This is a genomic window from Microbacterium sediminis (assembly GCF_004564075.1).
GTDB lineage: Bacteria > Actinomycetota > Actinomycetes > Actinomycetales > Microbacteriaceae > Microbacterium > Microbacterium sediminis.
Genome location: NZ_CP038256.1, coordinates 1,241,692 through 1,265,117, shown reverse-complemented (window position 1 = coordinate 1,265,117; position 23,426 = coordinate 1,241,692). Strand labels below are relative to the sequence as shown.

16 protein-coding genes are annotated in these 23,426 nt (G+C 68.5%); 1 reads left to right on the top strand and 15 read right to left on the bottom strand.

Going from position 1 to position 23,426, the window contains the following annotated elements; all coding sequences use genetic code 11:
• Positions 1 to 20: 20 nt before the first annotated feature.
• From coaE to E3O41_RS05955, 9 genes are read right to left on the bottom strand one after another with little or no spacing between them, the layout of a single operon-like run.
• Positions 21 to 611: a dephospho-CoA kinase gene (coaE, locus tag E3O41_RS05995; protein WP_067022906.1), complete on the bottom strand. Its 591-nt coding sequence runs from the start codon at positions 609 to 611 to the stop codon at positions 21 to 23.
• Positions 612 to 633: 22 nt separating this feature from the next.
• Positions 634 to 1,281 (bottom strand): VOC family protein, encoded by a 648-nt coding sequence (locus E3O41_RS05990; protein ID WP_135012166.1) that lies wholly within the window; start codon positions 1,279 to 1,281, stop codon positions 634 to 636.
• Positions 1,278 to 1,910 (bottom strand): alkylhydroperoxidase domain protein, encoded by a 633-nt coding sequence (locus tag E3O41_RS05985; protein WP_067022900.1) that lies wholly within the window; start codon positions 1,908 to 1,910, stop codon positions 1,278 to 1,280. The genes E3O41_RS05990 and E3O41_RS05985 overlap by 4 nt, the downstream gene beginning before the upstream one ends.
• Positions 1,907 to 2,524: a CMD domain protein gene (locus E3O41_RS05980; RefSeq protein ID WP_067022897.1), complete on the bottom strand. Its 618-nt coding sequence runs from the start codon at positions 2,522 to 2,524 to the stop codon at positions 1,907 to 1,909. Before E3O41_RS05980 ends, E3O41_RS05985 begins: the two co-directional genes overlap by 4 nt.
• Complete coding sequence (locus tag E3O41_RS05975) at positions 2,521 to 3,585, bottom strand: putative FMN-dependent luciferase-like monooxygenase (RefSeq protein WP_067022894.1); 1,065 nt, start codon at positions 3,583 to 3,585, stop codon at positions 2,521 to 2,523. The genes E3O41_RS05980 and E3O41_RS05975 overlap by 4 nt, the downstream gene beginning before the upstream one ends.
• Positions 3,582 to 5,228 (bottom strand): dipeptide ABC transporter ATP-binding protein, encoded by a 1,647-nt coding sequence (locus E3O41_RS05970; protein WP_067022892.1) that lies wholly within the window; start codon positions 5,226 to 5,228, stop codon positions 3,582 to 3,584. The genes E3O41_RS05975 and E3O41_RS05970 overlap by 4 nt, the downstream gene beginning before the upstream one ends.
• Positions 5,225 to 6,082: an ABC transporter permease gene (locus tag E3O41_RS05965; protein ID WP_067022889.1), complete on the bottom strand. Its 858-nt coding sequence runs from the start codon at positions 6,080 to 6,082 to the stop codon at positions 5,225 to 5,227. Before E3O41_RS05965 ends, E3O41_RS05970 begins: the two co-directional genes overlap by 4 nt.
• Positions 6,079 to 7,107, bottom strand: coding sequence for an ABC transporter permease (locus E3O41_RS05960; RefSeq protein ID WP_135012164.1), 1,029 nt, complete (start codon positions 7,105 to 7,107; stop codon positions 6,079 to 6,081). The genes E3O41_RS05965 and E3O41_RS05960 overlap by 4 nt, the downstream gene beginning before the upstream one ends.
• Before the next feature lie 50 nt (positions 7,108 to 7,157).
• Complete coding sequence (locus E3O41_RS05955) at positions 7,158 to 8,822, bottom strand: TIGR04028 family ABC transporter substrate-binding protein (RefSeq protein ID WP_083990787.1); 1,665 nt, start codon at positions 8,820 to 8,822, stop codon at positions 7,158 to 7,160.
• Between the two features lie 216 nt (positions 8,823 to 9,038).
• Here E3O41_RS05955 and E3O41_RS05950 point away from each other — a divergent pair, with 216 nt between their 5' ends.
• Positions 9,039 to 9,395: a VOC family protein gene (locus E3O41_RS05950; protein ID WP_067022883.1), complete on the top strand. Its 357-nt coding sequence runs from the start codon at positions 9,039 to 9,041 to the stop codon at positions 9,393 to 9,395.
• A 64-nt stretch (positions 9,396 to 9,459) separates the two neighbouring features.
• Here the strand turns inward: E3O41_RS05950 and rpsA are convergent, their stop codons facing one another.
• From rpsA to E3O41_RS05920, 6 genes are all read right to left on the bottom strand, one after another.
• Positions 9,460 to 10,917: a 30S ribosomal protein S1 gene (gene rpsA / locus E3O41_RS05945; protein WP_067022880.1), complete on the bottom strand. Its 1,458-nt coding sequence runs from the start codon at positions 10,915 to 10,917 to the stop codon at positions 9,460 to 9,462.
• Between the two features lie 264 nt (positions 10,918 to 11,181).
• Positions 11,182 to 12,594, bottom strand: coding sequence for a hypothetical protein (locus E3O41_RS05940; RefSeq protein WP_135012162.1), 1,413 nt, complete (start codon positions 12,592 to 12,594; stop codon positions 11,182 to 11,184).
• Positions 12,591 to 13,793, bottom strand: coding sequence for a DUF3320 domain-containing protein (locus tag E3O41_RS05935; protein WP_067022876.1), 1,203 nt, complete (start codon positions 13,791 to 13,793; stop codon positions 12,591 to 12,593). The genes E3O41_RS05940 and E3O41_RS05935 overlap by 4 nt, the downstream gene beginning before the upstream one ends.
• Positions 13,790 to 17,251 carry an SNF2-related protein gene (locus E3O41_RS05930; RefSeq protein ID WP_240482230.1) on the bottom strand — a complete coding sequence of 1,154 codons (3,462 nt, stop codon included), beginning with the start codon at positions 17,249 to 17,251 and terminating at the stop codon, positions 13,790 to 13,792. The genes E3O41_RS05935 and E3O41_RS05930 overlap by 4 nt, the downstream gene beginning before the upstream one ends.
• Entirely contained in the window at positions 17,248 to 21,330 is a 4,083-nt protein-coding gene (locus E3O41_RS05925) for an Eco57I restriction-modification methylase domain-containing protein (protein ID WP_135012160.1), read from the bottom strand. Before E3O41_RS05925 ends, E3O41_RS05930 begins: the two co-directional genes overlap by 4 nt.
• Positions 21,327 to 23,270, bottom strand: a complete 1,944-nt coding sequence (locus tag E3O41_RS05920; RefSeq protein ID WP_218939260.1) for a GmrSD restriction endonuclease domain-containing protein — start codon at positions 23,268 to 23,270, stop codon at positions 21,327 to 21,329. The genes E3O41_RS05925 and E3O41_RS05920 overlap by 4 nt, the downstream gene beginning before the upstream one ends.
• Positions 23,271 to 23,426: the final 156 nt, after the last annotated feature.

Below are 23,426 nucleotides of genomic sequence, written 5' to 3'. Positions count from 1 at the left end.
GACATCGGCACCGGCGGGGCTCAGCGCAGGCGCGCCCACAGGTCGTCGGCCTGGCGGAGGGTGTCGTCGATCGAGCCCGAGGTGTCGATGACGACGTCGGCCAGGGCCAGCCGCTCGGCGTCGCCGGCCTGGTTGGCGATGCGGGCGCGGGCGTCCTCGCGGGTCATGCCGCGCTGCGTCACGAGGCGCTCCTCGCGCACCTCGGCCGGCGCGTGGGCGACGACCACGAGATCCCACTCCCCCGTCCCTCGCGCCTCGGCCAGCAGCGGCACGTCGTACACGACGACGGCATCGGGATCGGCCCCCACGGCCTCGGCGAACCGCCGCTGCGACTCCGCCTTCACGGCGGGATGCACGATGCGGTTCAGCGTGGTGAGGGCGGCCGGGTCGGCGAACACGACGGCGCCGAGTGCGGCGCGATCGAGCGATCCGTCCTCTCCCACCACGCCGGGAAACGCGTCGCCGATCGCGCGCGTCACCGCGGTGCCCGGCTGCTGCAGCTCGCGGACCAGCGCGTCGGCGTCGATCACGACCGCGCCGTGCTCGGCGAGGCGGCGGGCGATCGTGGACTTCCCGGAGGCGATCCCGCCCGTCAGCGCGACAAGAGTCATGCCGCCCAGTCTGGCATCGGTCTCAGAGCGTGACGGTCGCCCCGGCGGCGGTGCGGACGGTGAGCCGGAACCCGGCGGGTGCGCCGGGCACCACCTCCGCGAGCGAGCCGTCGGGCAGCCCCAGCGCGTCGTGGATCGCCCGCAGCGGGCCGGGGTCGGGCTCGATCCGCTCGAACCCAAGCAGCTCCAGCGCGGGCAGATCGTCGAGGCCCGGCTGCGTCGTGGTGCCCCAGTCGATGAGGAACGGCGCCTCGAACCCGGTGTCGCCGCGCGTGAGCCGCCACTCGAGCAGCACCCCGTCCGGCCGACGCCGCGACAGATCCCACACGTCACCGGGGTCGTATCCGCGCGCCCGGGCGCCCGCGACCACGCCGTCGATGTCGGCCGGGTGGATCGCGTAGGTGACGATCAGCGGCGCGTCCAGCTCGTGGATCCCGAAGGTGGTCGGCAGCGCCGCCTCGGCGCGATCGGGATCGGGACCGATCAGCTCGACGTAGTGCGGGGCGCGCCGGCCGTCGACCGTCAGCGCCACGAGCGCGTTGGCGGTGCCCGTGGGGTGCACGCCGCCGGGCGCCGCCGTCACCCCGGTGCGCTTGGCGAACCACGCGACGAGCGCGGCCAGATCGGGGCCGGCGATGACGACGTGATCGAGCAGCGAGGGGACGCTCACGCCTCCGCGTCCTTCGCGGCGCGGCGCGCGGGGACCTCCGGCTCGCCGAGCGAGAGCATGAGGCGGTTGGCCCAGTTGAAGAACGCCGCGCCGCCGAGCACGTCGAGGATCTCGGCGTCGTCCAGGCCCGCCGCGCGCAGCGTGGCGATGTCGTCGGCGCCGAAGCCCAGCGGGGTGTCGGCGAGCGCCACCGAGGCGGCGACGACGGCATTCCAGCGCTCGTCGCCCAGCTCGGCTCCCACGCCGTCGTCGAGCAGGCGCTGCACGTCGTCGCGCCGACCGGACTCGCGCGTGGCGGCCGCGGCGTGCACCGAGGCGCAGAACACGCAGCCGTTGTGGCGCGAGGTCGCCGCGGCGGCCAGCTCGCGCTCGGCGCGGGCGGCGCCACCGTCGGTGTTGAAGAAGATGTCGAGGTCGGTGAGCGTGCGGGCCTTCAGCGCCCCGGGGTCGCGGGCGAGCAGCCGGAAGTACGGCATCTTCGCTCGCGCGGGCTCGATGAGCGCGTCGAGCTGCTCGGGCGTCAGTTCGCCCTCGGGCACGGGCGCCAGCCACGGCACCCAGCCGAGGCCCTCCTGGGTGAACCGCTCGGGCCGGGCGAGGTCGGGGTACTCGGTCACGAGGTCGCTCATCGGGCTGCTCCTTCGGTCTGCGCCGCGGGGACGGGGGTCTCGGCCAGCACGCGCAGGCCCCAGGCCAGGCGCAGCTGGAAGCTGAGGAAGGCGACCAGCTGCGAGAGCCTCACGATGTCGTCGGCGCCCCAGCCGGCCTCGACGAGCGCGCGGATCGCGGCCGCGCTGGACTCGCGCGGGCGGAACACGAGCAGGTGCGTGTGCGCGAGGGCGGCGGCGAGGCGATCGGTGAACGCGCCGGCCGCCGGGCGCCAGGCGGGCCCCGTCGTGCTCTCGGCGGCGAGGCCGGGCTCGCGGTAGACGCCGTACGGGCCGCGGGTCGCGCCGTCGGCGGCCGCCGCGGCGATCGGCGCCACGAGCTCGGGCGCCTCGTCGCCCAGCAGGTCGGCGTAGAACGCGGCGGCGCGATCGAACCCGTGCAGCCGCGCGACGAACGCGGCGACGGCGTAGCGCTCGGCGAGGGGGAACGTGCCGGGATCGGCCGGCTCCAGCAGGGCCTCGAAGCTGCGCTGGGCGTTCTCGCGGGCCTGCGGGCGCTGGTCCCGCAGCGCGTCGAGGGGGCTGCCGGGCTCGATCCCGGCGAGCAGGTCGACGATGTCGGCGGCGTGGGTCATGCGGTCTCCTGTCCCGGGACGGCGGCGAGGTGGGCGCTGTGGAGCGCGGCGGCGGCGGCCGGCCCCACGGCGTAGCCGAGGCGCGGCGCGACCTCGGTGGCGAGCAGCTCGAGCGAGCGCAGGGTGAGCTCGTGCGGCGCGTCGATTGAGTGCACCTGGAACGACACGTCCGTGGCGGCGTCGATCGTGAGGTCGGCGCCGAGCGAGGCCGCGACCTCGTCGGGGGTGCCGACGTGCGTGTCGGTCAGCCGCGCGAGCTCGTCGATGCCGATCCCGTCGGTGTCGATGCCGTGCATGGTCTGCGCGAGCTCGCGCAGCCCGCGCTCGGCGAGCTCGAGCACGCGCGTACGGTTCTCCTCGTCGACGACCACGGCCGTGCGCGAGGCGAGCACGCGCGGCGCGGCGCCCTCGGGCAGCTGGGCGCGGTAGGCGTCGATGATCGGCAGCTGCAGGTCGTGCAGCGGGATCTCGTGAGCGCCGCCGGGGCGGGGCTGCGTGCGCGAGAGGAGCAGGCCGTCGCCGTCGCGGCCGGCCCGCACGCCGCCGTCGACCGAGAACGTCGCCTGCCAGATGCGGCGGTCCAGGTCGCCGCCCGACGGGTAGATCCGCGCCTCGGTGCCGCGGATGCCGCGGCCGGCGAGGGCGTCGCGGAACACGGCGAAGTGATCGGCGAAGATCTCGCGGCGCTGCTCGGGGTCGCGCCCGAACGGGCGGAACGACGACGGGGTGCCGCCCGAGGCGACGCCGAGCTGCACGCGGCCGCCGCTGAGCGCGTCGAGCACCGCGGCGTCCTCGGCCGCCCGCAGCGGGTCGTCGATCGGCAGGGTCACGACCGCCGTGGCCAGGGCGATGCGCGAGGTGCGCTGGGCCGCCGCCGCGAGCAGCACGAACGGCGAGGGCAGCCCGCCCTCGTGCTCGCCGAAGTGATGCTGTGCGACCCACGCCGAGGCGAAGCCGTGGCGCTCGGCCTGCTCGATCTGCTCGAGCGCGAAGCGGTAGCGATCGGCGGCCGAGGCCTGCTCGAGCAGGCGCGTGAAGAATCCGAGCCGGGGCGAGGTCATGCATCCTCCTGGGTGTGTGCGGACAGCGCCGGCCGGAACGCGGCGCCGGGGATGGCGTCGAGCAGCCGACGCGTGTACGGGTGGGCGGGCGCGTCGAACACCTGATCGGTGGGCCCGTGCTCGACCTGCCGGCCGCGCTGCAGCACCGACACGGTGTCGGCGATCTGGCGCACCACGGCGAGGTCGTGCGAGATGAACACGTAGGTGAGGCCGAGCTCGTCCTGCAGCCGCGCGAGCAGGCGCAGGATCTGGGCCTGGACGGTCACGTCGAGCGCCGAGACCGCCTCGTCGAAGACGACGAGCTCGGGCTCGAGGATCAGCGCGCGGGCGATCGCGACGCGCTGGCGCTGGCCGCCGGACAGCTCCGCGGGGCGCCGGTGGGCAATCTCGGGCGCGAGCGCCACGAGCTCCAGGTGCTCCGCCACCCGCCGGGCCCGCTCCTGCCGGGTGCCGATCCCGAAGTTGTCGAGCGGCTCGGCGAGGGTGCGCCCGATCGTCTGCCGGGGATCGAGCGACGCGTAGGGGTTCTGGTACACGAGCTGGGCCACGCGGCGGAAGGCGCGCGGCGATCGCAGGTCGGTCACCTCGGTGTCGCCCACGCGGATCGACCCGGCCGTCGGACGGTTCAGCCCGGCGATGCTGCGGCCCGTCGTGGTCTTTCCCGACCCGGACTCGCCGACGAGGGCGTGCGTGCTGCCGCGCGCGACGGTGAACGACACGTCGTCGACGGCCACGAAGGCGTCGCGGCCGCGCGCGCGGTACTCCTGGCGCAGCCCGCGCACCTCCACGAGCGGACGCTCGCCGGCCCCGGCGGGGTGCGGCCGGCGCTCGACGATCCGCGCGAGCGAGGGCGCGTCGTCGATCAGCGCGCGCGTGTAGTCGGCGGTCGGCGCGGTGAGCACCTCGGCCGAGCGACCCGTCTCCTCCACGCGGCCGCCGCGCATCACGACGATCTCGTCGGAGTGATCGGCCGCCACGGCGAGGTCGTGCGTGATGAACAGCACGCCGCTGCCGGACTCCTCGCGGAGCCGGTCGATGAGGTCGAGCACGCGGCGCTGCACGGTCACGTCGAGCGCGCTGGTCGGCTCGTCGGCGATGATCAGCTCCGGCTCCAGGCCCAGCGCCGCGGCGATGAGCACGCGCTGCCGCATGCCGCCCGACAGCTCGTGCGGGTACTGGCGCGCGCGGCGCTCGGGGTCGTCGATGTCGACGCGCTCGAGCAGCTCGAGCACGCGCGCCTCGATCTTGCGGCGGTCCTTCCAGCCATGGATGCGCAGCGCCTCGGCGACGCTCGCGCCCACCGTGGCCACGGGGTTGAGCGAGGTGCCGGGGTCCTGCGGGATGAGCGCGACGCAGCGGCCGCGCAGCCCGCGCCAGCGGCGCTCGGGCAGGCCGACGAGCTGGGTGGGGCCGCCCGTGCGCTCGTTGAGCACCATGCTGCCGCGCGTGATGCGGCCGTTGCCCGCGAGCAGGCCGATCGCGGACTGCGCGACCGTGGACTTGCCCGATCCGGACTCCCCGACGAGCGCCGTGGTCCGGCCCGCCTGCACCTCGAGCGACACCCCGTCGACGGCGGTGAAGTCCCCGCGCCCGGTGCGGTAGCTCACCGCGAGGTCGTCGATCCGCAGCAGTGGTGTGGTCATGCCGTCTCCTCCCGTCGGCCCGCGCCGCCGATCGCCTGGCTCAGCCGGTTCGTCGCGAGCACGACGACCGCCACCACGGCGCCGGGCAGCACCGTGAGCCACCAGGCGGTTGCCACGTAGCTGCGCCCCTCGGCGATGAGCAGTCCCCACTCGGGCGTGGGCGGCGGGGCGCCGTAGCCGAGGAAGCCGAGGGTGGAGATCTGCAGGATCGCCGATCCCAGCTGCAGCGCCGCCAGGGCGATCACCGGGGTGAGCGAGTTGGGCAGGATGTGCCGCCACAGCACCCCGAGGAACGTGCCGCCGGATCCGTAGGCCGCCTCGACGAACTCGGCCGACCGCACGCTCACCACCTGCGAGCGGGCGAGGCGGGCGAACACGGCGATCGAGGTGACGCCCACCGCGATCGCGGCGTTGGTGGTGCCGAAGCCCAGCAGGATCACGACGCTGAGCGAGAGTAGCAGGGCGGGGATCGCGAGGAGCACGTCGACGAGGCGCATGAGGATCTCCTCGACCGCGCCCCCGACGGCCCCGGCGGTCACGCCGAGCGCGGTTCCGACGACGAGCCCGACCACGACCGCGACGACCGCGCCCGTGATCGAGTGCGACGCGCCGTGCACCACGCGCGTGAAGAGGTCGCGGCCCGTCGCGTCGGTGCCGAACAGGTGCGCGGCGCTGGGCGCCTGCAGCGCGGCGCCGGCCTGCTCGGTGGGGCTGCCGGCGGCGAAGAGCCCGGGGAACAGGGCCCAGGCCAGGGCGATGAGGATCACGAGGATGGGCACGACGGTGCCGGGGCGCAGCAGCCGCCGCCAGGCGAGGGTGCCGGTGCTGCGCGGGGCGGCGAGAGCGAGCGTCATCGGACGGCCTCCTTCTCGGGCTCCGGCTCGGCGATCGCGGCGGCCGCCGGCTCCGGTGCGGGCTCCGGCGCGGCGGTGCGCGCGCGACGGGCGCCGCCACGCGGGGTGCGCAGCCGCGCGTCGAGCACCGGGTAGAGCAGATCGACGATGAGGTTGATCACCACGAACACCACCGTGGAGAGCACGACGATCACGAGCAGCACGGGGGTGTCGCGGTTGGCGACCGCCTGCGCCGTGAGCTGGCCGATGCCCGCCCGCCCGAACACGGCCTCGGTGACGACCGCGCCGCCGACGAGTTCGCCGAACAGCAGGCCCGCCATCGTGAGCGTGGGCAGCAGGGCGTTGCGGGCGACGTTGCGCCACAGCAGCCACGAGGTGCTCGCGCCGCGGGCGCGTACGACCGTGACGAACGGCTGCTCGCGCACCTCGTCGATGCTGCGCATGAGCACCTGCGCCAGCGGCGCGGCGATCGGGATCGCGAGGGTCGCGACGGGCAGGATCAGCGCCTCGATCGGATCGGCGCCGATCACAGGGACCAGGCCGAGCTGGAACGAGAAGACCTGGACGAACACGATCCCGATCCAGAACACCGGCAGCGACACGAGCAGCGGCGGGATGCCGCGGAACAGGCGCCGCAGCCACGCGAAGCCGCCGTAGGTGGCGGTGAACGCGATCGTCACCGCCAGGAAGATCGCGACCACGAGGCCGGCGCCGGCCAGCACGAGCGTGGACGGCAGGGCGGCGGCGATGAGATCGCCCACCGCGGCGCCGCTCTGCACGGAGTAGCCGAGCTCGCCGCCGAGGAAGCCGAGGGTGGAGTCGAGGTAGCGCTCGAGCAGGCTGCGGTCGGCGCCGTAGGCCGCGCGGATCTCGGCCAGCTGCTCGGCGGACAGGCCGAGCTCGGGCGATCCGTAGCGGGCCAGCACCGCGTCGCCGGGCAGCGCCGCGAGCAGCAGGTACGCGAGCGTGTAGGTGAGGGCGAGGACGAGGATCGCCTGGCCCACGCGCCGGAGGAGGTACACCATGTCGCCTTTCGGCCCGGGGCGGGCAGCGCGCCCGCCCCGGGATCGGTCGGTCAGCGGTCGAGCGAGGTCGCGTAGAACGACGGGCGGCCCACCGACTCGGTGGCGAAGCCCTGCACATCGGCGCGCAGGCCGAACACCTGCGGCTCCTCGAACAGCGGCAGGAAGTACGCGTTCTCGGCGATGTGCAGCTGGGCCGCCTCCGACGCCGCCTGGCGCTCCTCGACCGTCGGGGCGGACGCGACCGCCGCCAGCAGCGCGTCGAGCTCCGGGTCGCCGACGCTGTCGTCGGTGTTGTCGCGGTTGAGGAGCGTGTTGCGGTTGTCCGACGAGAACTGCGACTTCAGCACATCGAAGTCCGCGCGGCCGACCATCGAGTGGTACACCTGGATCGTGTCGGCCGAGAGGGCCGCCTCGGTCTGCGCGGCCTGGTCGCCGGGGAACAGGTTCACCTCGATGCCGAGCTGGGCGAGCTGCTCCTGCACGAGCGTGACGACGTCCTTCGATCGCGGCTGCGGCAGCGCCTCGTTGAAGGTGAGCGACAGCTTCTGGCCGTCCTTCTCGCGGATGCCGTCCGATCCGACCGTCCAGCCGGCCTCGTCGAGCAGCTGCGCCGCCCGCCCGGGGTCGTAGGCGTAGTACTCCGACGTGTCGAGGTAGCCCAGCGCGGTCTTCGCCAGCGCGCCGGTCGCGAGCGGGTAGCTGTCGGTGAACAGGGTGTCGACGATCGCCTCGCGGTCGACGCCGGCGATGATCGCCTGACGCACCCGGATGTCGGAGAGGAGCTCGTTGCGGAAGCGGAAGCTGAAGCCGTTGTTCACGCCGTTCGTCGTGGCGGCGTGGAGGGTGAGGCCGTCGGCGGCGAACTGCGCTTCGTCGGGCGCGTCGATCTGCCGCGCGATGTCGGCCTGGTCGGCCACGACGGTGCCGACGCGGACGCTGCTCTCGCTCGCGAGCACGATGTCGATGCCGTCGAGCAGGGCGCGACCCTGGTGCTCGAGCGACGGCGGCGCCCAGTCGTAGTCCTCGCGCGCCTTGAGGCTCACCTGGGTGCCGATCTGCTCGTCGGCGATCACGAACGGACCCGATCCGATGATCGTCGTCGCGTTGCCGGGACCGAACTCCTCGTTCGTCTTGTCGAGCGTCGCGTTCGACAGCAGGCCCGAGTTGATCGTCGACACGGCCTGCGCGAAGCCCGGGGCGGGGGCGGAGAAGTGGAAGCGGACGGTGTGATCGTCGATCACCTCGCCGTGGTCGTAGTTGTTGATCGCCTCCGACGCCGTCAGGGCGCGGTCGGGGTCGCCCTTGCCGAACAGGTCGAAGTTCTTCACGACGTTCTCGGCGTCCAGCGGCGTGCCGTCCGAGTAGGTCACGCCCTCACGGAGCGTGAACGTGTACTCGGTGGCGTCGGCGTTGACCTCGGGCAGCTCCGTGGCGATCCACGGCTCGAGCTCGAGCGTCTCGGGGTTCTGGTACAGCAGCCGGTCGGTGATGTTGTTGACGATGCCGCCGTTCGGGTAGAAGCCCGCGGCCGGCGGGTACAGCGTGGTCCACGTCTGCGGCTCGAGGTACGTGAGCGTGCCGCCCGCGCCCTCTCCCCCGTCACTACCGCCGCCCGAGGTGCCACCCGCGCAGCCCGTGATCAGCCCCGCGACAATGGCGATCGCGGCGGTCGCGCGCAGGGCACGGCCAGCGAGGGAGCGGAAGGGACGGGTCATCTCGGCCTCCTGGGGCAGGGACGGAACGGGTGTGGCGGACAGTTCACCACGCCGCCCGACCGCCCCGCTCGCCGCGCGGTCACACACCGTCACACAGCGAGAAATATGACGTCACATAGCGCTCGCGGGACCCCTTGCCGCGCCGTGACCGCGGGCATACGGTGGGCGCGTCGAGCACGACTCCCGCACGGCTCTGCCCACGGAAAGAGGACGATCATGGCACACGGCGACGTCACCCACCTCGAGATCCCGGTCGCGGATTTCGACCGCGCGAAGGCCTTCTACGGCGACCTGTTCGGCTGGAGGATCGAAGACACCCCGGGCTACGACGACTATCCGATGTGGCGCGCGCCCAACCAGATCAGCGGCGGCGCGCTCACCGTGCGCGAGGGCGACTTCACGCAGCCGCGATCCACCGTCGAGGTCGACTCCATCGACGAGACCCTCGAGAAGGTCGTCGCCGGCGGCGGCACGGTCCTCATGGAGCGCTCCCCGATCACCGAGACGGCCTGGTGGGCGGTCTTCGCCGACCCCAACGGCAACGTCATCGGCCTGTACGAGGGGACCATGTAGCGGCCCGCAAACGCCGGAAGGCCGGACCCCCGAGGGGATCCGGCCTTCCGTGTTGCAGCGTGACTTACGCGCCGGCGAGCTTCTCGCGCAGAGCGGCGAGAGCCTCGTCGTCGGCAAGGGTGCCGGTGCCGGTCGACTCCGAGCTGAAGCTCTGGCCGGCGGCGCCACCGAAGTCGTCGCCCGCGGCGGCCTCGGCCTCGAGGGCCTTGGCGACGAGCTCCTTGTGCTGCTCCCAGCGAGCCTGGGCGGCGGCGTACTCGTTCTCCCACTTCTGGCGAGCCTCGTCGAAGCCCTCGAGCCACTGGTTGGTCTCGGGGTCGAAGCCCTCGGGGTACTTGTACTCGCCGTTCTCGTCGTACTCGGTCGCCATGCCGTACAGCGCCGGGTCGAACTCGGTGCCGTTGGGGTCGACCATCTCGTTGGCCTGCTTGAGCGACAGCGAGATGCGGCGGCGGTCGAGGTCGATGTCGATGACGCGGACAAAGACGTCCTCGCCGACCGAGACGACCTGCTCAGCGAGCTCGACGTGCTTGTTCGACAGCTCCGAGATGTGCACGAGGCCCTCGATGCCGTCGGCGACGCGAACGAACGCACCGAACGGAACGAGCTTGGTGACCTTGCCCGGCGTGATCTGACCGATCGCGTGGGTGCGGGCGAAGACCTGCCACGGGTCCTCCTGCGTCGCCTTGAGCGACAGCGAGACGCGCTCGCGGTCGAGGTCGACCTCGAGGATCTCGACGGTGACCTCCTGGCCCACCTCGACGACCTCCGAAGCGTGCTCGATGTGCTTCCACGACAGCTCCGAGACGTGCACGAGGCCGTCCACGCCGCCGAGGTCGACGAACGCACCGAAGTTGACGATCGACGAGACGACGCCCTTGCGGACCTGACCCTTGTGCAGGTTGTTCAGGAACTGCGTGCGCGTGGCCGACTGCGTCTCCTCGAGGAGGGCGCGGCGCGAGAGCACGACGTTGTTGCGGTTCTTGTCGAGCTCGAGGATCTTGGCCTCGATCTCCTGGCCGAGGTACGGCGTGAGGTCGCGGACGCGGCGCAGCTCGATGAGCGACGCCGGCAGGAAGCCGCGGAGGCCGATGTCGACGATGAGGCCACCCTTGACGACCTCGATGACGGTGCCGGTGACGACGCCGTCGTTCTCCTTGATCTTCTCCACGTCGCCCCAGGCGCGCTCGTACTGCGCACGCTTCTTCGACAGGATCAGACGGCCTTCCTTGTCCTCCTTCTGGAGAACGAGGGCCTCGACGTGGTCGCCGACGCTGACGACCTCGTTGGGGTCGACGTCGTGCTTAATGGAGAGCTCGCGCGAGGGAATGACACCCTCGGTCTTGTAGCCGACGTCGAGCAGAACCTCGTCGCGGTCGATCTTGACGATCGTGCCGTCGATGATGTCGCCGTCGTTGAAGAACTTCAGGGTCTTCTCGACCGCGGCCAGGAAGTCCTCAGCAGAGCCGATGTCGTTGATCGCGACCTGCTTGGTGGCCGGGGCGGTCGTTGCGTTAGTCATGTAGTGGTTTGCCTTATGGGGTTGATGGTCGGGCCTGCGGCTCGGATCCCCCACGGACGTGCGGGACCGCGGATGAACCGAGGCGGTTGGTTTGGTTGTCTTCCGTCACGCGGCGGGACGCTCCGGCGAGCACGCCGGACCCCACGCACACGCGTGACACTTCAGGTTACCAGAGGGAACGGGGGCGCGTGGGCGGGTATTCCCGGGCAGGCAATGCCTGGCGGGCTACCGCGGCGACAAAACGCGTCCGCCCTTGCGCCACCGTCACGACTGCGACGGCTCGAGTTCCCCCAAAGGGTCCGTTTCATCGCCGTCGGACCCCGAATCCGTAGCGAGCCGCAAGCGGTCACTCGCACCAGGAAGAGCCGCCGCGTCAGCATTCGTCATAGTCCACGAGTCGCTCCGCGGCTGCGTCGTCGGCCGAATCTCGGCGGGCCCTGCCCACGAGAGTTCCCCGCGGCTGAGTACCACTTGCGTCGCCAAAACTCCCGCCTCTGTGTGCGCGGTTAGCTCCAGGGTGGACACCCCCAGCGGGACATCGATCTCGAATGCCCATAAGCCGTCGTCAGAGCGCCTTGAGGGACTCACTTCGGTCTGTCGGTCGGGCCTACTTGGGTCGGCACATGCGACGCGGTCGGCTGATGTAATCCCCCGAAGCGCGATCCGCCGCGGGTATCGCCGCGTCTCGATCAGAACCCCTGGCCATCCCGACGGTTCGGAGCAACCGCTCAAAAGTTCCGCATGTATCGAGTACACGCGATCCACATAGTCGGCCTCAGCGTTCCACTCCGTGGCGGTTGTCCAGATCGAGTTGTAATCGGTCGCGTATCCGTACTCGGTTGCGACCAGAGCCCATCTCCCCGCCATCTGACTCACGCCGACGTCAACGGAGTCGATGTCCGTCTTTGCCTCTGAGCCGGGGACCTGCAGCACCCCGACGGAGGTGGCAGGCCTCCAACGGGCTAGCTGAAACTCAAGCCAACGCATCCAGCGCGGACGCTGCATAACTTCGCCTACGAGGCGTGCCCATACCAGGAGAGGGTCGGCACCGCGGTCCCGACTGACTTCGAATGCCCTGTCGAATATTGCGACACCCGCGTCGCGCTTTGCGCGGTCGATCCAGTACCGCGGCCCGAACTCCGGTGCATCCGGTGGCCTTGGTCGTAGGACGGCAACCGCCGCACCGCCGATCCCGACGGCGATGAGGGCCGCCCAGATCGAGTCCAGCAGAACCTCGGGCTGCGGCACCAACGGCGCCAGGAGGACACGCGCAGGCAACGCTGCAAGCGCCGTAATTGCGATCATCAGCGCCATCGCCAGCTGGAAGATCCCGTAGTTGACGGTGTGGTCGCCTCCCCTGACCATTGACCTCGCAAATACGTATCCATGGACAAGAACGGAAGGCAAAGCGGCAACGGCGCCTCCGATGACGGCCGCTCCCGGAGCCCCCACGAGTCGCTCACAAGTCAAGGACACGATGACAACAACGAGGGCGGTCGGGAGACAACGAAAAGTGACGAATCGCCCCAGCGTCTGCCGCGCACGAAGGGCGAATGTCTGTGTCATGCCCGCGTAACGGTCGGGCCACTTGGTCTCGACGGCACGGTAACACCCCCAGAGCACGAGCGCCCCAGCAAGGCCGAGGGCAACCGAGCCAGCGAGATCCGCCCAGTTCATGAAGCGTCCCCCGTCCCCTGCCCAGTGGTGCTCAGGTCATCGTCCGACTCCTTGAGCAGGGACCTCGCCTTCGCGAGATGGGCCACGTGTGCCGATGTGCGGCGCTTGCGACCAAACAACTCGAGCACGGCCACCTCGATCTCGGCGATCGTTAGCTCCGGACTCTCCTGCTGCAAGGAACGCATCGCATTAGCGATCTCGACCGGGCTGATGTCGGTGAACCGCCGGGACGGGTCCTGGCTCGGCCGGTAGTCGCGCCAGCTCTCACGGTCAACTCCGTCGGGCCACGCGAAACGATCACCATCAACGAGGACCGCTTGGCGGATCTGGTAGCTCAGCTTCTTGGCGCGTCCCGCGTGAAGTCGCTTCAGACCAAACGAAGCCGCGACGAGAGCGGCGACCCTGTCCAGATGCACGGGTCCTTCGAACTCCACCACCTCGCGCGCCACTGCGCGCACTTTCTCCTTCACTGCCTTCTTCGGGAGTTCGTCGAGCTCCGCGGGCTCACCAATTGGCACAACCGTCCAGGGTTCAAAGGCGGCCTCGGAACGGCCTGCCGCGCCGTGGACCGGTGTGGACGTCCCGTCGCCCGTGAAGTCCAGTGTCGGCCCCGGGGCAAGCGGCGAACGAAGGGAGAAGGCGGGCTCCTCGTCAGGGTCTGGCTCACCAGTGCGCCGCGCGATCGTGAAGTCCGGCCCGGATACACGCGTCGGAACGCCGTCTGGCTCGACTGGGCGCGCGTGTACCGCGATGCCGTGCTGCTCCACGAGCGTGGCGAATGCCGCGTCGCGCAAGGAGACGGCCTCGACGACGCCGAGCTCGTCGTCAAAACGCTCGAGGAGACGAACGATGAAGTCATGAGCGCGCCAGGCGTCGAGCACATCGAGTTGGCCGTTATGCGCAAGCCGATTGCGCATGATGCGAAGCTCCCCGCCCAGGATGCTCGTGGCCCGAGTGTGGTCATCGAAGGGGAACCCGAGAGCTCCCAATCGTTGCGTCAAGACCTTCAGCTGCGCTTGGGGGTCTCCTGTTGCGTACTCATATGCGCGGCGACCAGCCGCGCGATCGAGTTCGCTGAGCACCGTCGTCCACGGAAGGCCGCCCAGCACGGAAGCGAGCCTGTCCGCAATGATCGGTTCCAGGCGAAGCGCCAGGAGCTGAAATCCCTGGTCAATGGACTGCCGCGCATCAAAGGTCACGACCGTGCCTCCGTGTCTGCCTTCGAGAACGTCGGCGGTTTCGCGCCCTCGACAGCCATCCACGTAATGAGGCGAATGTCCTGCTTCGAGATAGGAGGCAAAGGCTCGACCTTCCCCGCCGGCTGAATACCGAAGTCGTCGAGGACACGAACGATGTTCGCCACAACGTCATGCGGGCCGTCGCCGTCACGTAGCGCGGCTCGCATGGCCTTACGCGCCTTTGCGGAGGGAACCGTGTTCAGCCGCTTGATTGTCTCGATCTGCGCAGATCCGAGATGGCCGCCGTGATCCATCACCTCCCGACGCGCATCGCGAAACGATGCGGGGACTTCCGCAGCGAGGGCGTTCGGGTCCGTGGAGCGCGTCCACTCCTCGTACGCATGCTCGCGTGCCAACTCCCACGCACCATAGGCGGCCTGGAACGCCTGCTGCGGCAGCGACCGCTCGCGCCCAGCACTGCCGGGGTCAGCCGCGACAAGAGCCATGAGGGTGTCGTCGACAACGAGACGACCTTCCTCATCAGCGACTGGCTCCCAGGAGTCGTCCGCGTTAACCGTGCGGAACCAGACGTGGCCGGTGTCGCCCATGCTCATGCAGAACACGAAGCAACGCCCCGAGGTCGTTGGGTTCACGAAGCCGCTTCCAATCCCGTACGGCAGCTCCTCGAGACGACCACGCAAGCCCGGATCGGCGTCCAGTGCATTGGCGAGGCGTCGCCGGTACTCCTCGCCGGATCCAGCCGCCGAACCGCCGCCTTGTTCGATGAGTTCCTCGATCTCATCGACGATGGCATCTGGATCGTAGTGCTCCTGCGGCGGATAGTGCGATACACCGGGCAGCACCTTTCCTGCACCGATGGCAGCGTCGGCCTGCCGGAGCTTGCGGATCAGCGTCTGCTCCAGCCCGAGGAACTCGTCGAGATGCTCGGCGGGGAAGAAGACGTTCAGTTCAATCGCCTTGTGCTGGCTGCCGATCCGGTCCACGCGACCATGACGCTGAACGATGCGCATGGGGTTCCATGGCAGGTCATAGTTGACGATGTGCGCCGCTTGCTGGAGGTTTACGCCCTCCGCGAGGACGTCGGTCGTGAGCAGGATGTCGTAAAGGTCGTCCTCGACCGGTGTGCCGTCCGCCCGGAGCTGTCCCGCGGTCCGAGGCGCGAAGTTCGCGACCGCCTTCGCACGGGTCGGCTGGTCGATGCCGCCACGCTTCCCGGATGCGAACTCGCCGATGACCGCGGGCGCGACCCGGCCACGGTAAGCCGCGAGCGGTGACGACTCTGGCACCGTTTCCAGAGCGTCGGTCACCCGCTCGTGTAGGTCGCGGATCGTGTCGGCGTACGTCGAGAAGACGATGACCTTCCGCCGATCGCCGGCCGGTGCGTTCGTCACAGCGGGCTTGTCTGCCTCGGCCGCGATTCGTTCGAGCTCGGCAAGGAGGGCGCCGACTTTCGGCTCACCATCGTGCGCCGCCGCCTCCGCGAGCGACTGGAGGTGACGGATCAGTTCCAGGTCGCGTTCGACGTCGGATGCCAACAGCGTCGCGTCGTAGAGAGCAGCTGGTGTCGCCTGGCGCTCGGTGTCCTCGTCAAGTCCGGCGACGATCTCATCAAGGTCTTCAGACTCGGAGTTGACGTAGTCACGTAGCGCTCCGCCGACAAGGACCGTGCCTTTGTCGAGTGCCGAGAGGAAAGCCTCATGGGTCTGGACGAGCACGCCAAGCGTTCCTGCCAGCGCGGTCGGCGAGGACTCGAGTCGTTTCAGCAGAGCGGAGCGGAGTAGCCCCATGTTTGAGACCTCGGTGTTGTTGAGATCGTCCGACTTCAGGTACCGGCTGGGAACATACCGCGCCAGCAGGAGGCGGCCAGCATCGCTTCGGCGAACGTTGAACGACGCGACATGCGCCTCATCCTCCGGGATGTCAAGCGCGTACGTGACGGCGTCGACGAGCGCTTCGCCGGGCTCGTCAAGCTGGTAATCAACGCGGCGCACATCCGCGTCGGGGAACTCCACGGGGATCTTCTTGCCGCCTGGGCCTGCGATCATCTCACCGCGGTAGTTGTCCTTGACGAACTTCCTGGTGCGGCGCACAGCCACCTGATCCATCAGGTCGAAGAGATGTGCAGGCGTGAGCGCCTCGGGGTCGAGAGCCTGCGCATCGCGGATGTACTTGCGGATCGACGGAATACCGATCGAAGCGAACCGCGCGTCATCGCGAATGAAGTACTTCACCAACGTCTCGAGGTCGACGAGGGAGTTGTTTACGGGCGTTGCCGTCAGCAGCACGACCTTCTTGGGGTGCCTTCCGGCGAGAATGATCCTGTCCAGCGCCTCGGAGCGCGCCGCTCCCGCATTCCGCAGGTTATGCGCCTCATCCACAATGATCAGCGCCGCGTCCTCAGCACGGTCGTAGAAGGCGTTGTGCTCTGGGTGGTTGGGGTCCATCCGGCTGCGGATCTCCTCATAGGAGTGCACCGACACACGACGGGAGATGTCGTATCGTTCCAGCACGGGATCCCACACCGATGCCTTAAGCGCGGCCGGCGCTGCGACGAGCACGCGTTGCCGCTGCTCCTCGGTGGCCGCAGCGATGACCTCAAGCGCGAGGAACGTCTTTCCCAGGCCAACCTCGTCGGCCACGAGCACTCCGCCAATCTCGTCGAGGAGGCGACGCATGCGCTTCACACCGTCGGCCTGGAATCTCGTCAGCTCGAATCGGGTGGGCCCCGTTTCCTCGTCCTCGAGGTGATCGCCGTAGCGGGCAAGCAGCATTCGGAGGAAGACGCTCCACGGCGTGTGCTCGGCCCACAGCGGCTCGTACAGCGCCGCAAGATCAAATGGCTCGGCGTCGGCCCAGCATTCCTCGAACCAGTCGATGACCTGCGGCGTCGAACCATACTGCCCCGATGCACCCACGTTCAACTCGGCGTTTCGCGTGAGACCGGCATAGGTCAGGTTGGAAGACCCAGCAAGGTAGGCGGGATGCGTGGGGTGATGACTGATGAAGGCCTTGCCGTGCAGGAACCCGCCGGTGTAGCGGCGGATCTCCACAATCGGCTCGCCTCGCTCGTCAGCGGCGCGCAACCAGGCCACGAGGCGCTTCGCCGATTGGGTCGCCTTCGGCTCGAACCCGAGCGCGTCGCGCTCGGCTTTCAGCCACCGCTCATGATCGGACAGCGCCGCATCCAGGCGCTTCTGGAGCGCCGCATCCGCATCGATCGGCAAGAGCGGATCAGGTACGGGATCCGCGCCGAGCAGAATGCGGATATGCGGCAGCTTCTCCAGCTCGTCAGCAAGCAGCAGGAAACCGGCCGGGTTGATGTACGCAGTAGCGATCGCGGCGCTCGGCGGTACGGTGAGTGCTTCGCGGTTCACCCTGAACAGGCGACGCAGCTCCTCACGCACCGTCATGGGCGGCGCGATGCGGTTTGTCGCAAAGACGGGAAGCTGCTCGTTCACGCCTCGTCCTTCCACTGCACGTAGTACGCGAGGACGCGTTCAAGCCGCCCGGTGTAGTCCCAGCCGCGATGGAACGTCTCAAAAACATGCTCCACCTGTTGCTGCGTCAACCCGTAGAGAAGCGAGACGACTGCGTCGAGTTCCGCGATGAGTTCCGATTTCGTCGGTTCGGTGTTGGCGGTGCCAACCTTGACACCGACTTCCGCAGCCCACGCGTGGTAACGCGCATCCACGGCACCTAGCCGGCCGGCGATGTTCACCGCGCGGTCGACCAGCGGCCTTCCCGGGACGTACTCCGGAATAGGGAGCCCGTTGAAGATGTGCAGGTTCATGTGCAGCTCCACGTACTTCCGGGCGTACCAATCCAGCGGGATCGACGACAGCACACCCAGGAGATAGGCCTCCGCTTTCGCGTCGCCGTCCGCGCGAAATGCGTACGGAGCGCTATTGACAAGCACTGTCTCGGGGGGCACCAGCGCCGCTATCGAGGTTCGCGTGTTCGTCGCATTGGTGACATCACGGAAGGCAATACGCGGATGATGTAGCGGAAGCGTTGCTTGGTCGCTGGCCCAGGCCACCGATTTTCCGTAGAACGCCGACGACTTCAGCCTGATCTGCCGCTGACGCTTCGCTTGTAGTGCGGTCTCGGCCTTCCGCGGGTCCGCCCAGGCGTACACCTCCGCCGTCTCCGGCGTCCACAGATCGAAGCCCGCACCGCCGCGCACTGGGAGCTTGCCCGGGGCCTGCGGGCCGTCATCAAAAGTCTGCCGGTCATTCGTGGCGTGAAACTCAGCAACTGGACGGAAGTCCCACCCGCGCCGCCTCGCGTCGAGTCGAGGCGCTTTGCGGAGTTGGGCGAAGACGTCGACGCTCATCGGATCAGGCAAGTTAGGGAGTGCTGCGGTGGCACTCGCCGCGGAGAGAGTTGCAAAGTCGAGCACTCCAACTGAGTCGCGCCCAGCGGAGAACTCGGTCTCGGAGGGGAACGGCCCCGCAAGCGTAATCCTCCCGCTCGCCGTCTTTTCTAGAACTGCAAGGGCAATCGAATACTGAGGGTGAATCGGGAACACCCACTGGCGGTTGTTCAGCAGGGTGACGATCTCGGCGCTCGCCGCCGGGAGCACCTGCTCACGCCACTCCCTACCGCCAGCAGCGTTGAACTGCGAACGAGGCACGACGATTCCGCACCGCCCCGAGTCTCGCAGGAGATGCCAGAATCGCCAGGCGAAGGCCGAGTAGAGATCGACGTCCCCAGTGCCAAGCCCCGGATACGGACCGGCCAGCAGCACCTTCCGAAGCGCATCGACCACGTCGATATCGCGCTGCAGCTCGCGCAACAGGTCCGATCGCTCAGAGCGGAGCCGCGCGATCTCTGCCTTGAGTGCGGCAGGCTTCAGCCCGAGCAGACCCGGCCGCACGCGTAGCCAGAACTTCGGCTCCTCCACCATCACCTCTTCCCACGGCGGGTTACCGACCAGTACATCGAAGCCCGGTCGCCCACGAAGGAACACCTCGGGGAATAGGTACGGCATGTGAGCGGGCTGGAGCGGATCCACTGCGTCACGCACCTCACGAATCGCCGCGAGGGCGACGAACTGCTCGGCGTTCCAGGCCTCGTCGATCATCACGCCTAGGCGCTTGGCGACCGCGACATCGAAGATCGCCTTGGCCGGGGCCGCCGCGGCTCGTGCCTTCGCCAGCATCTCGGCGCCCTCGTCCACTTCCGACTTGTCGGCCTCGTAAGCGCTTGCGTAGTCGACGAGGAGGTCACGTGCGGCCTCCAGCGGCTCCCGGATGATCTGCTCAAACAGTCCGTCGGCGTTCAGCGCGTCGAGCGCCTCGTCGATGGTGCCGATGCCGGTGAGGGAGTTGGCGAGGACGAGTCCGTGGTCGAGGCTCGACATCGGTAGGCCTGGCACGAAGGTGTGAATCCAGAGCGCGAGTTGTGACAGCTCGACGGCGAGTGGGTTGATGTCGAGGCCGTATATGCACCGGCGGGCCACCTGACGGCGAAGCAGCTGGCCGTCGGTGATCGCCTTCGCACCATCGGTGTCATGCCCGAGCGCCTCCCGCGCCTTCTCCGCGAGCCGGGCGAGTTCGGCGCGGACGCCGGGCACTTCGTTAGCAGTGAGGAAGTCGCGCATCCCCCGCTCGATCTTGTCCACGGCGGCGACAAGGAAATGTGCGGAGCCCATCGCCAGGTCAGCGACGCGGAAGTCGAAGAACGCATCGGCGGCCTGGCGTTCCTTGCCGTCGTCTATGAGCGCCTTGATCCGGTCTAGGTGGGCCTTCAGGGCAGGCTCCACCGAACGCTCGATGAGGTGGTCGACGACAATCTTCGGCGTGTAGTAGGAGCCGGTCGCCTTGCGCTCGCCCGATGCGGAGTGAAAGTACGGACGACCTGCGGCCACGAGGATCTTGTCACCCTCTTTGGCCGGGACGTAGGCCCCGTTCCGATCCACCGTCAGATCCTGCTCCGCCAGCGAGAGGCTTGATTCAAGCAGGCCCTCGTAGATGGTGCCGAACTCGCGTACCTGGAGGCTGCGGAAATCCACCGACCCTCTGGTGTGGTCAACGGTCTCCTCGCTGAGAAGTTCCTGCAGCGCCGGCCCAATCACGCTGTCCGGCAACTCCAGCTTTCGAAGGAGGGCGCCTTCCTGCGTGCGCGGGTCGAAAATGCTACCACCGTACGCCGGGACCTCCCATCGGCTGTTGCCGTGGAAGATCACCTCCCACACCTGCATCAGGTCTGCCCAGATCGCGGAGGACTCAGTCGAGAACTGGTCCTGCCCGGTGTTCAGTTCCCGCCTGATGAACGCTTGAAGCGAGTTGGCGTCGTAGTGCTCGTTGCGCCCTGCAGGCAGGAGCTCCGTCGCTTCACCGTACGCCTGGAACAGAAGCCGGAAGAGCACGCGCATCGTCAGTCGGTAGGCCATACTCAGGCCGTCCGCATCGACGGACAGTCCCATTGCCGGCAGTTGATCTGCAATCGCGAGCGCGATGCGGGGGACAACTCCCTCGTAGACGCGATCCCGGAGGCGCGTGCCGAGCTCCGCGGCGTACTTTCCCGATCCTTCGAGGATCTGCTGCGCGGTACCGCCTGCATCGAGCGCTTCGGCCGAGAAGATGAGCGTCAGCAGCCCCGCGCGTTCCGGCGCGAGGATATCCAGATCCAGTTCAAAGTACGTCTCGGACTGACCCCGCTGACCAACGCCGACGCCGTCGCGCCCTGGGTAAAGCCGCAGGGTCGAATTGCGCAACGCGATCACCCACGGGACGTCCTCTCGGCCCGCGACTTCGAGCGCCTTCGCGACAGGCGTCAGCTGGTAGGTCGCAGATCGATGGTCGAAGTGTTCGTCCTCGCGGAGCAGCACCGCGACCGCTCGACGCGGGCCATTCGCGGTGCGGAGGACGAGCACCCTTTCGGATCCGGCAGGTTCGGTATCGAACCCAAGCTCGGCCACCAACGACGCTCCCCTTTTGGGAAGGATCGGCATTGCCCTCTGAGTCGCGGACTCCCAGTCGGCTCGTTGGGGAACGTCGCGCAGGAGGTGGTAGGTCGAGAACAGGAAGTGGTTCGAGAAACCCTCGGCGCCCGAGGACGACATCGATTCCTGGAGTGCGCGGATACGTGCGTGGGCGGCGAGCCCGTTCCTCTCGTTCAGCACCGACTGGAGCTGGCGCTCGGCCTGACCCACCGTAACGGGGCCGATTGGCGGGGCATCCGCAGAGGGATAGTGAATCCACACGCCTTCTGGCGTCACCGCCGCGACGATGAAGCCCATCGGCGCCCGCGTTCCTCGTGACTTCCAGAGGTCGTCGAGGAGACTCTTGGTAGGACGGGCCGCAAGCCGAGCAACTCCAACCTGCATCGCTCCTGCGCCCACCTCGTCGTGCCCGAGCAACACCTTGGCATCTGCTGCGATCGGCGGCGCTTCGCTCCAGGCGACAGTCGCGGCCCCCTGAAGCGTCAGGACTGGCATACCTTCTTCGTGCAAATTCATCTCCACTGCTTGTATGTCAGCTCGATACGTCTCGCGACCGGCAACGGTCACTGGTGCGTTGTCGCGCAGATTCAATCGTCGTCGATATCGTCCGTGTCGCCGGACAAATCGAACTCAGCCGCGACATCCGCCGCGTCGCGTCCCTCAGCGTCGCGCTGCACACGCTTCCCCATTGCGCCCTCGATGAGCCCGATGAGGAACTTGCGACGGTGCTCCACATGCGCGTCGAAGTCGTCCGCCCGAAGCGCGACCGGGTCGATGCCGTGCGTCCGAAGGACGTCATCGACCTCGGCGGCGGACAGGTGGGAGTTCTTCTCCACGCGCGCCAAGTAGGACGACGGCGCCGAGCCGCCGATCGCACGGTTGGTCTCGGCCGCCAGTGGCGTCTTGTTGATGATGCTGTCGTACAGGGCGGCGTCGATCTCGTTCGCCCGCGCCCATGCCTTCGGGAAGATGTGGTGAACGTCCGTGGCGAGGTCCTTGTGCGTCTGCAGATCGAAGCGGTGGTTCTTGATCCAGTCCTTCGCGCCCTGTGCGATCTGCAACGCGTAGATGCCCTTGTAGGCAGCGGCATTGCGCGTGCGCAGAGAGTAGAGCCGCACTTCGCTGAACCCGGCTTCGGTCACCGTGCCGGGCGCCACGTCGGTCTCGCCCAGCGCCCAGACGGGAACCTGCTCGATGTCGCGGACGAAGCGTGTCTCGGTCGTCGACCCGTACAGCTCGCCGAGCACCCCAGACCAGTACCACTGCTGGAGCTTGGCCGTCACGCCGAGCGCGTCGGCCTGCGATCCGAGAAGAACGCGGATGACCGCGAGCGGGACGATCTGCGTCGAGTACGGCAGGAAGCGGGTGTCGAAAATGCAGAGGTCGGTCAAGAACCGGCCGGCCCAGAGGAAGCCCTCCTTCACCTTGTCACGCCACTCAAGGTAGTCCGACAGCTCCAGCTTCAGGACATCCTCGCGCTTCGCCGACACCGCGGGCGGACGAGATGACGTGCTCTCGCGATTCCGCTTGCGCGTGGCGAGCAACGTGATCGCCTGGAGGAAGTCCGTGCTCTTGGAGGCCGCCAGCACGGGGTGGTTCCTGAACTCCTGCTCGACCTCGTCCCAGTCGTCCTTGAGACGGAAGTCCTTGCCCGTGCTGTTGAAGTAGTTGGCGTCGCCGGCGAACGTCGAGGTGAGGAGTTCGAAGACGTCGAGGGGCATGCCGCCCGTGTTCACCTTTTCGAACACGGTCGCGACTGCTGCCTTGCTCGTCGTCTTGTCGAGCTCGATCGCCGGGATCTGGTAGCGCGACGCCGGCGCGAGGATCTCGTTCATGAACCGCTGGCCGAGCGACTGATCCTCGAGCTCGTAGAGCCAGCGCATCACCTCGAACTCGCCGAAGATCAGGTTCACAGGGAAGAAGCCCTGCGCCGTCTGACGCTCTCGCGTCGAGACGTCCAACGTGATCTTGCGGCCGAAGTCTGTGCGCTCAATGCCGTCGGCGGGAACAGATACGACGGCTTCCTCAATGCGATCCTCCCCCTCCAGCGCCATGCGGATGTCCACGAAGTAGCGCCGTTCGATGAGCTTGCCGCGGGAGTCGCGCGTTCCGACCACGCCGTCCCCCGTGAGCGCCTGCGTCAGCGAGGTCAACCGCTGCTGCCCGTCGAGCAGCAGCCAGCGGGGGCTCGAATCCTGCGGTGCGCCCGACCCGGTGATGACCTTCGGCTTGAACCGCACCTGGTCGTTCCCGGTCTCCAGCAGCATCACCGCACCCATCGGGTGGCCCCGCAGCACAGTGACGAGGAGCTGACGGATCCGCTCGTCGTCCCACTTGTACTCACGCTGGAAGTCCGGGAGCTGCAGGTCGCCGTTCTGAGTCCACTTCAGGTAGTCGGCGAGGTTGTACTGCGGTGTGTCGAAAGCCACTTCGGATCCTCTTCGTTGCAGCGGGGGCGCGACAGGGAAGGTCGAACGCGTGAGCGCTCGTCTACCCGGGTGCATATGGATACTGGCACAGGGATCGGACATCTGCGCCTTTAGGTACTACAACTCTTGGCGAAGTGCCTCGGCCACGCGTCGCTGCGATTGATCGAACGGACGCCGAGGATGCGTGACCTACCGAGTCCGGGCACACATGGGCAATGAGGCGATACGCTCCGAAGTACTCCGACCACTTCTCGGGAG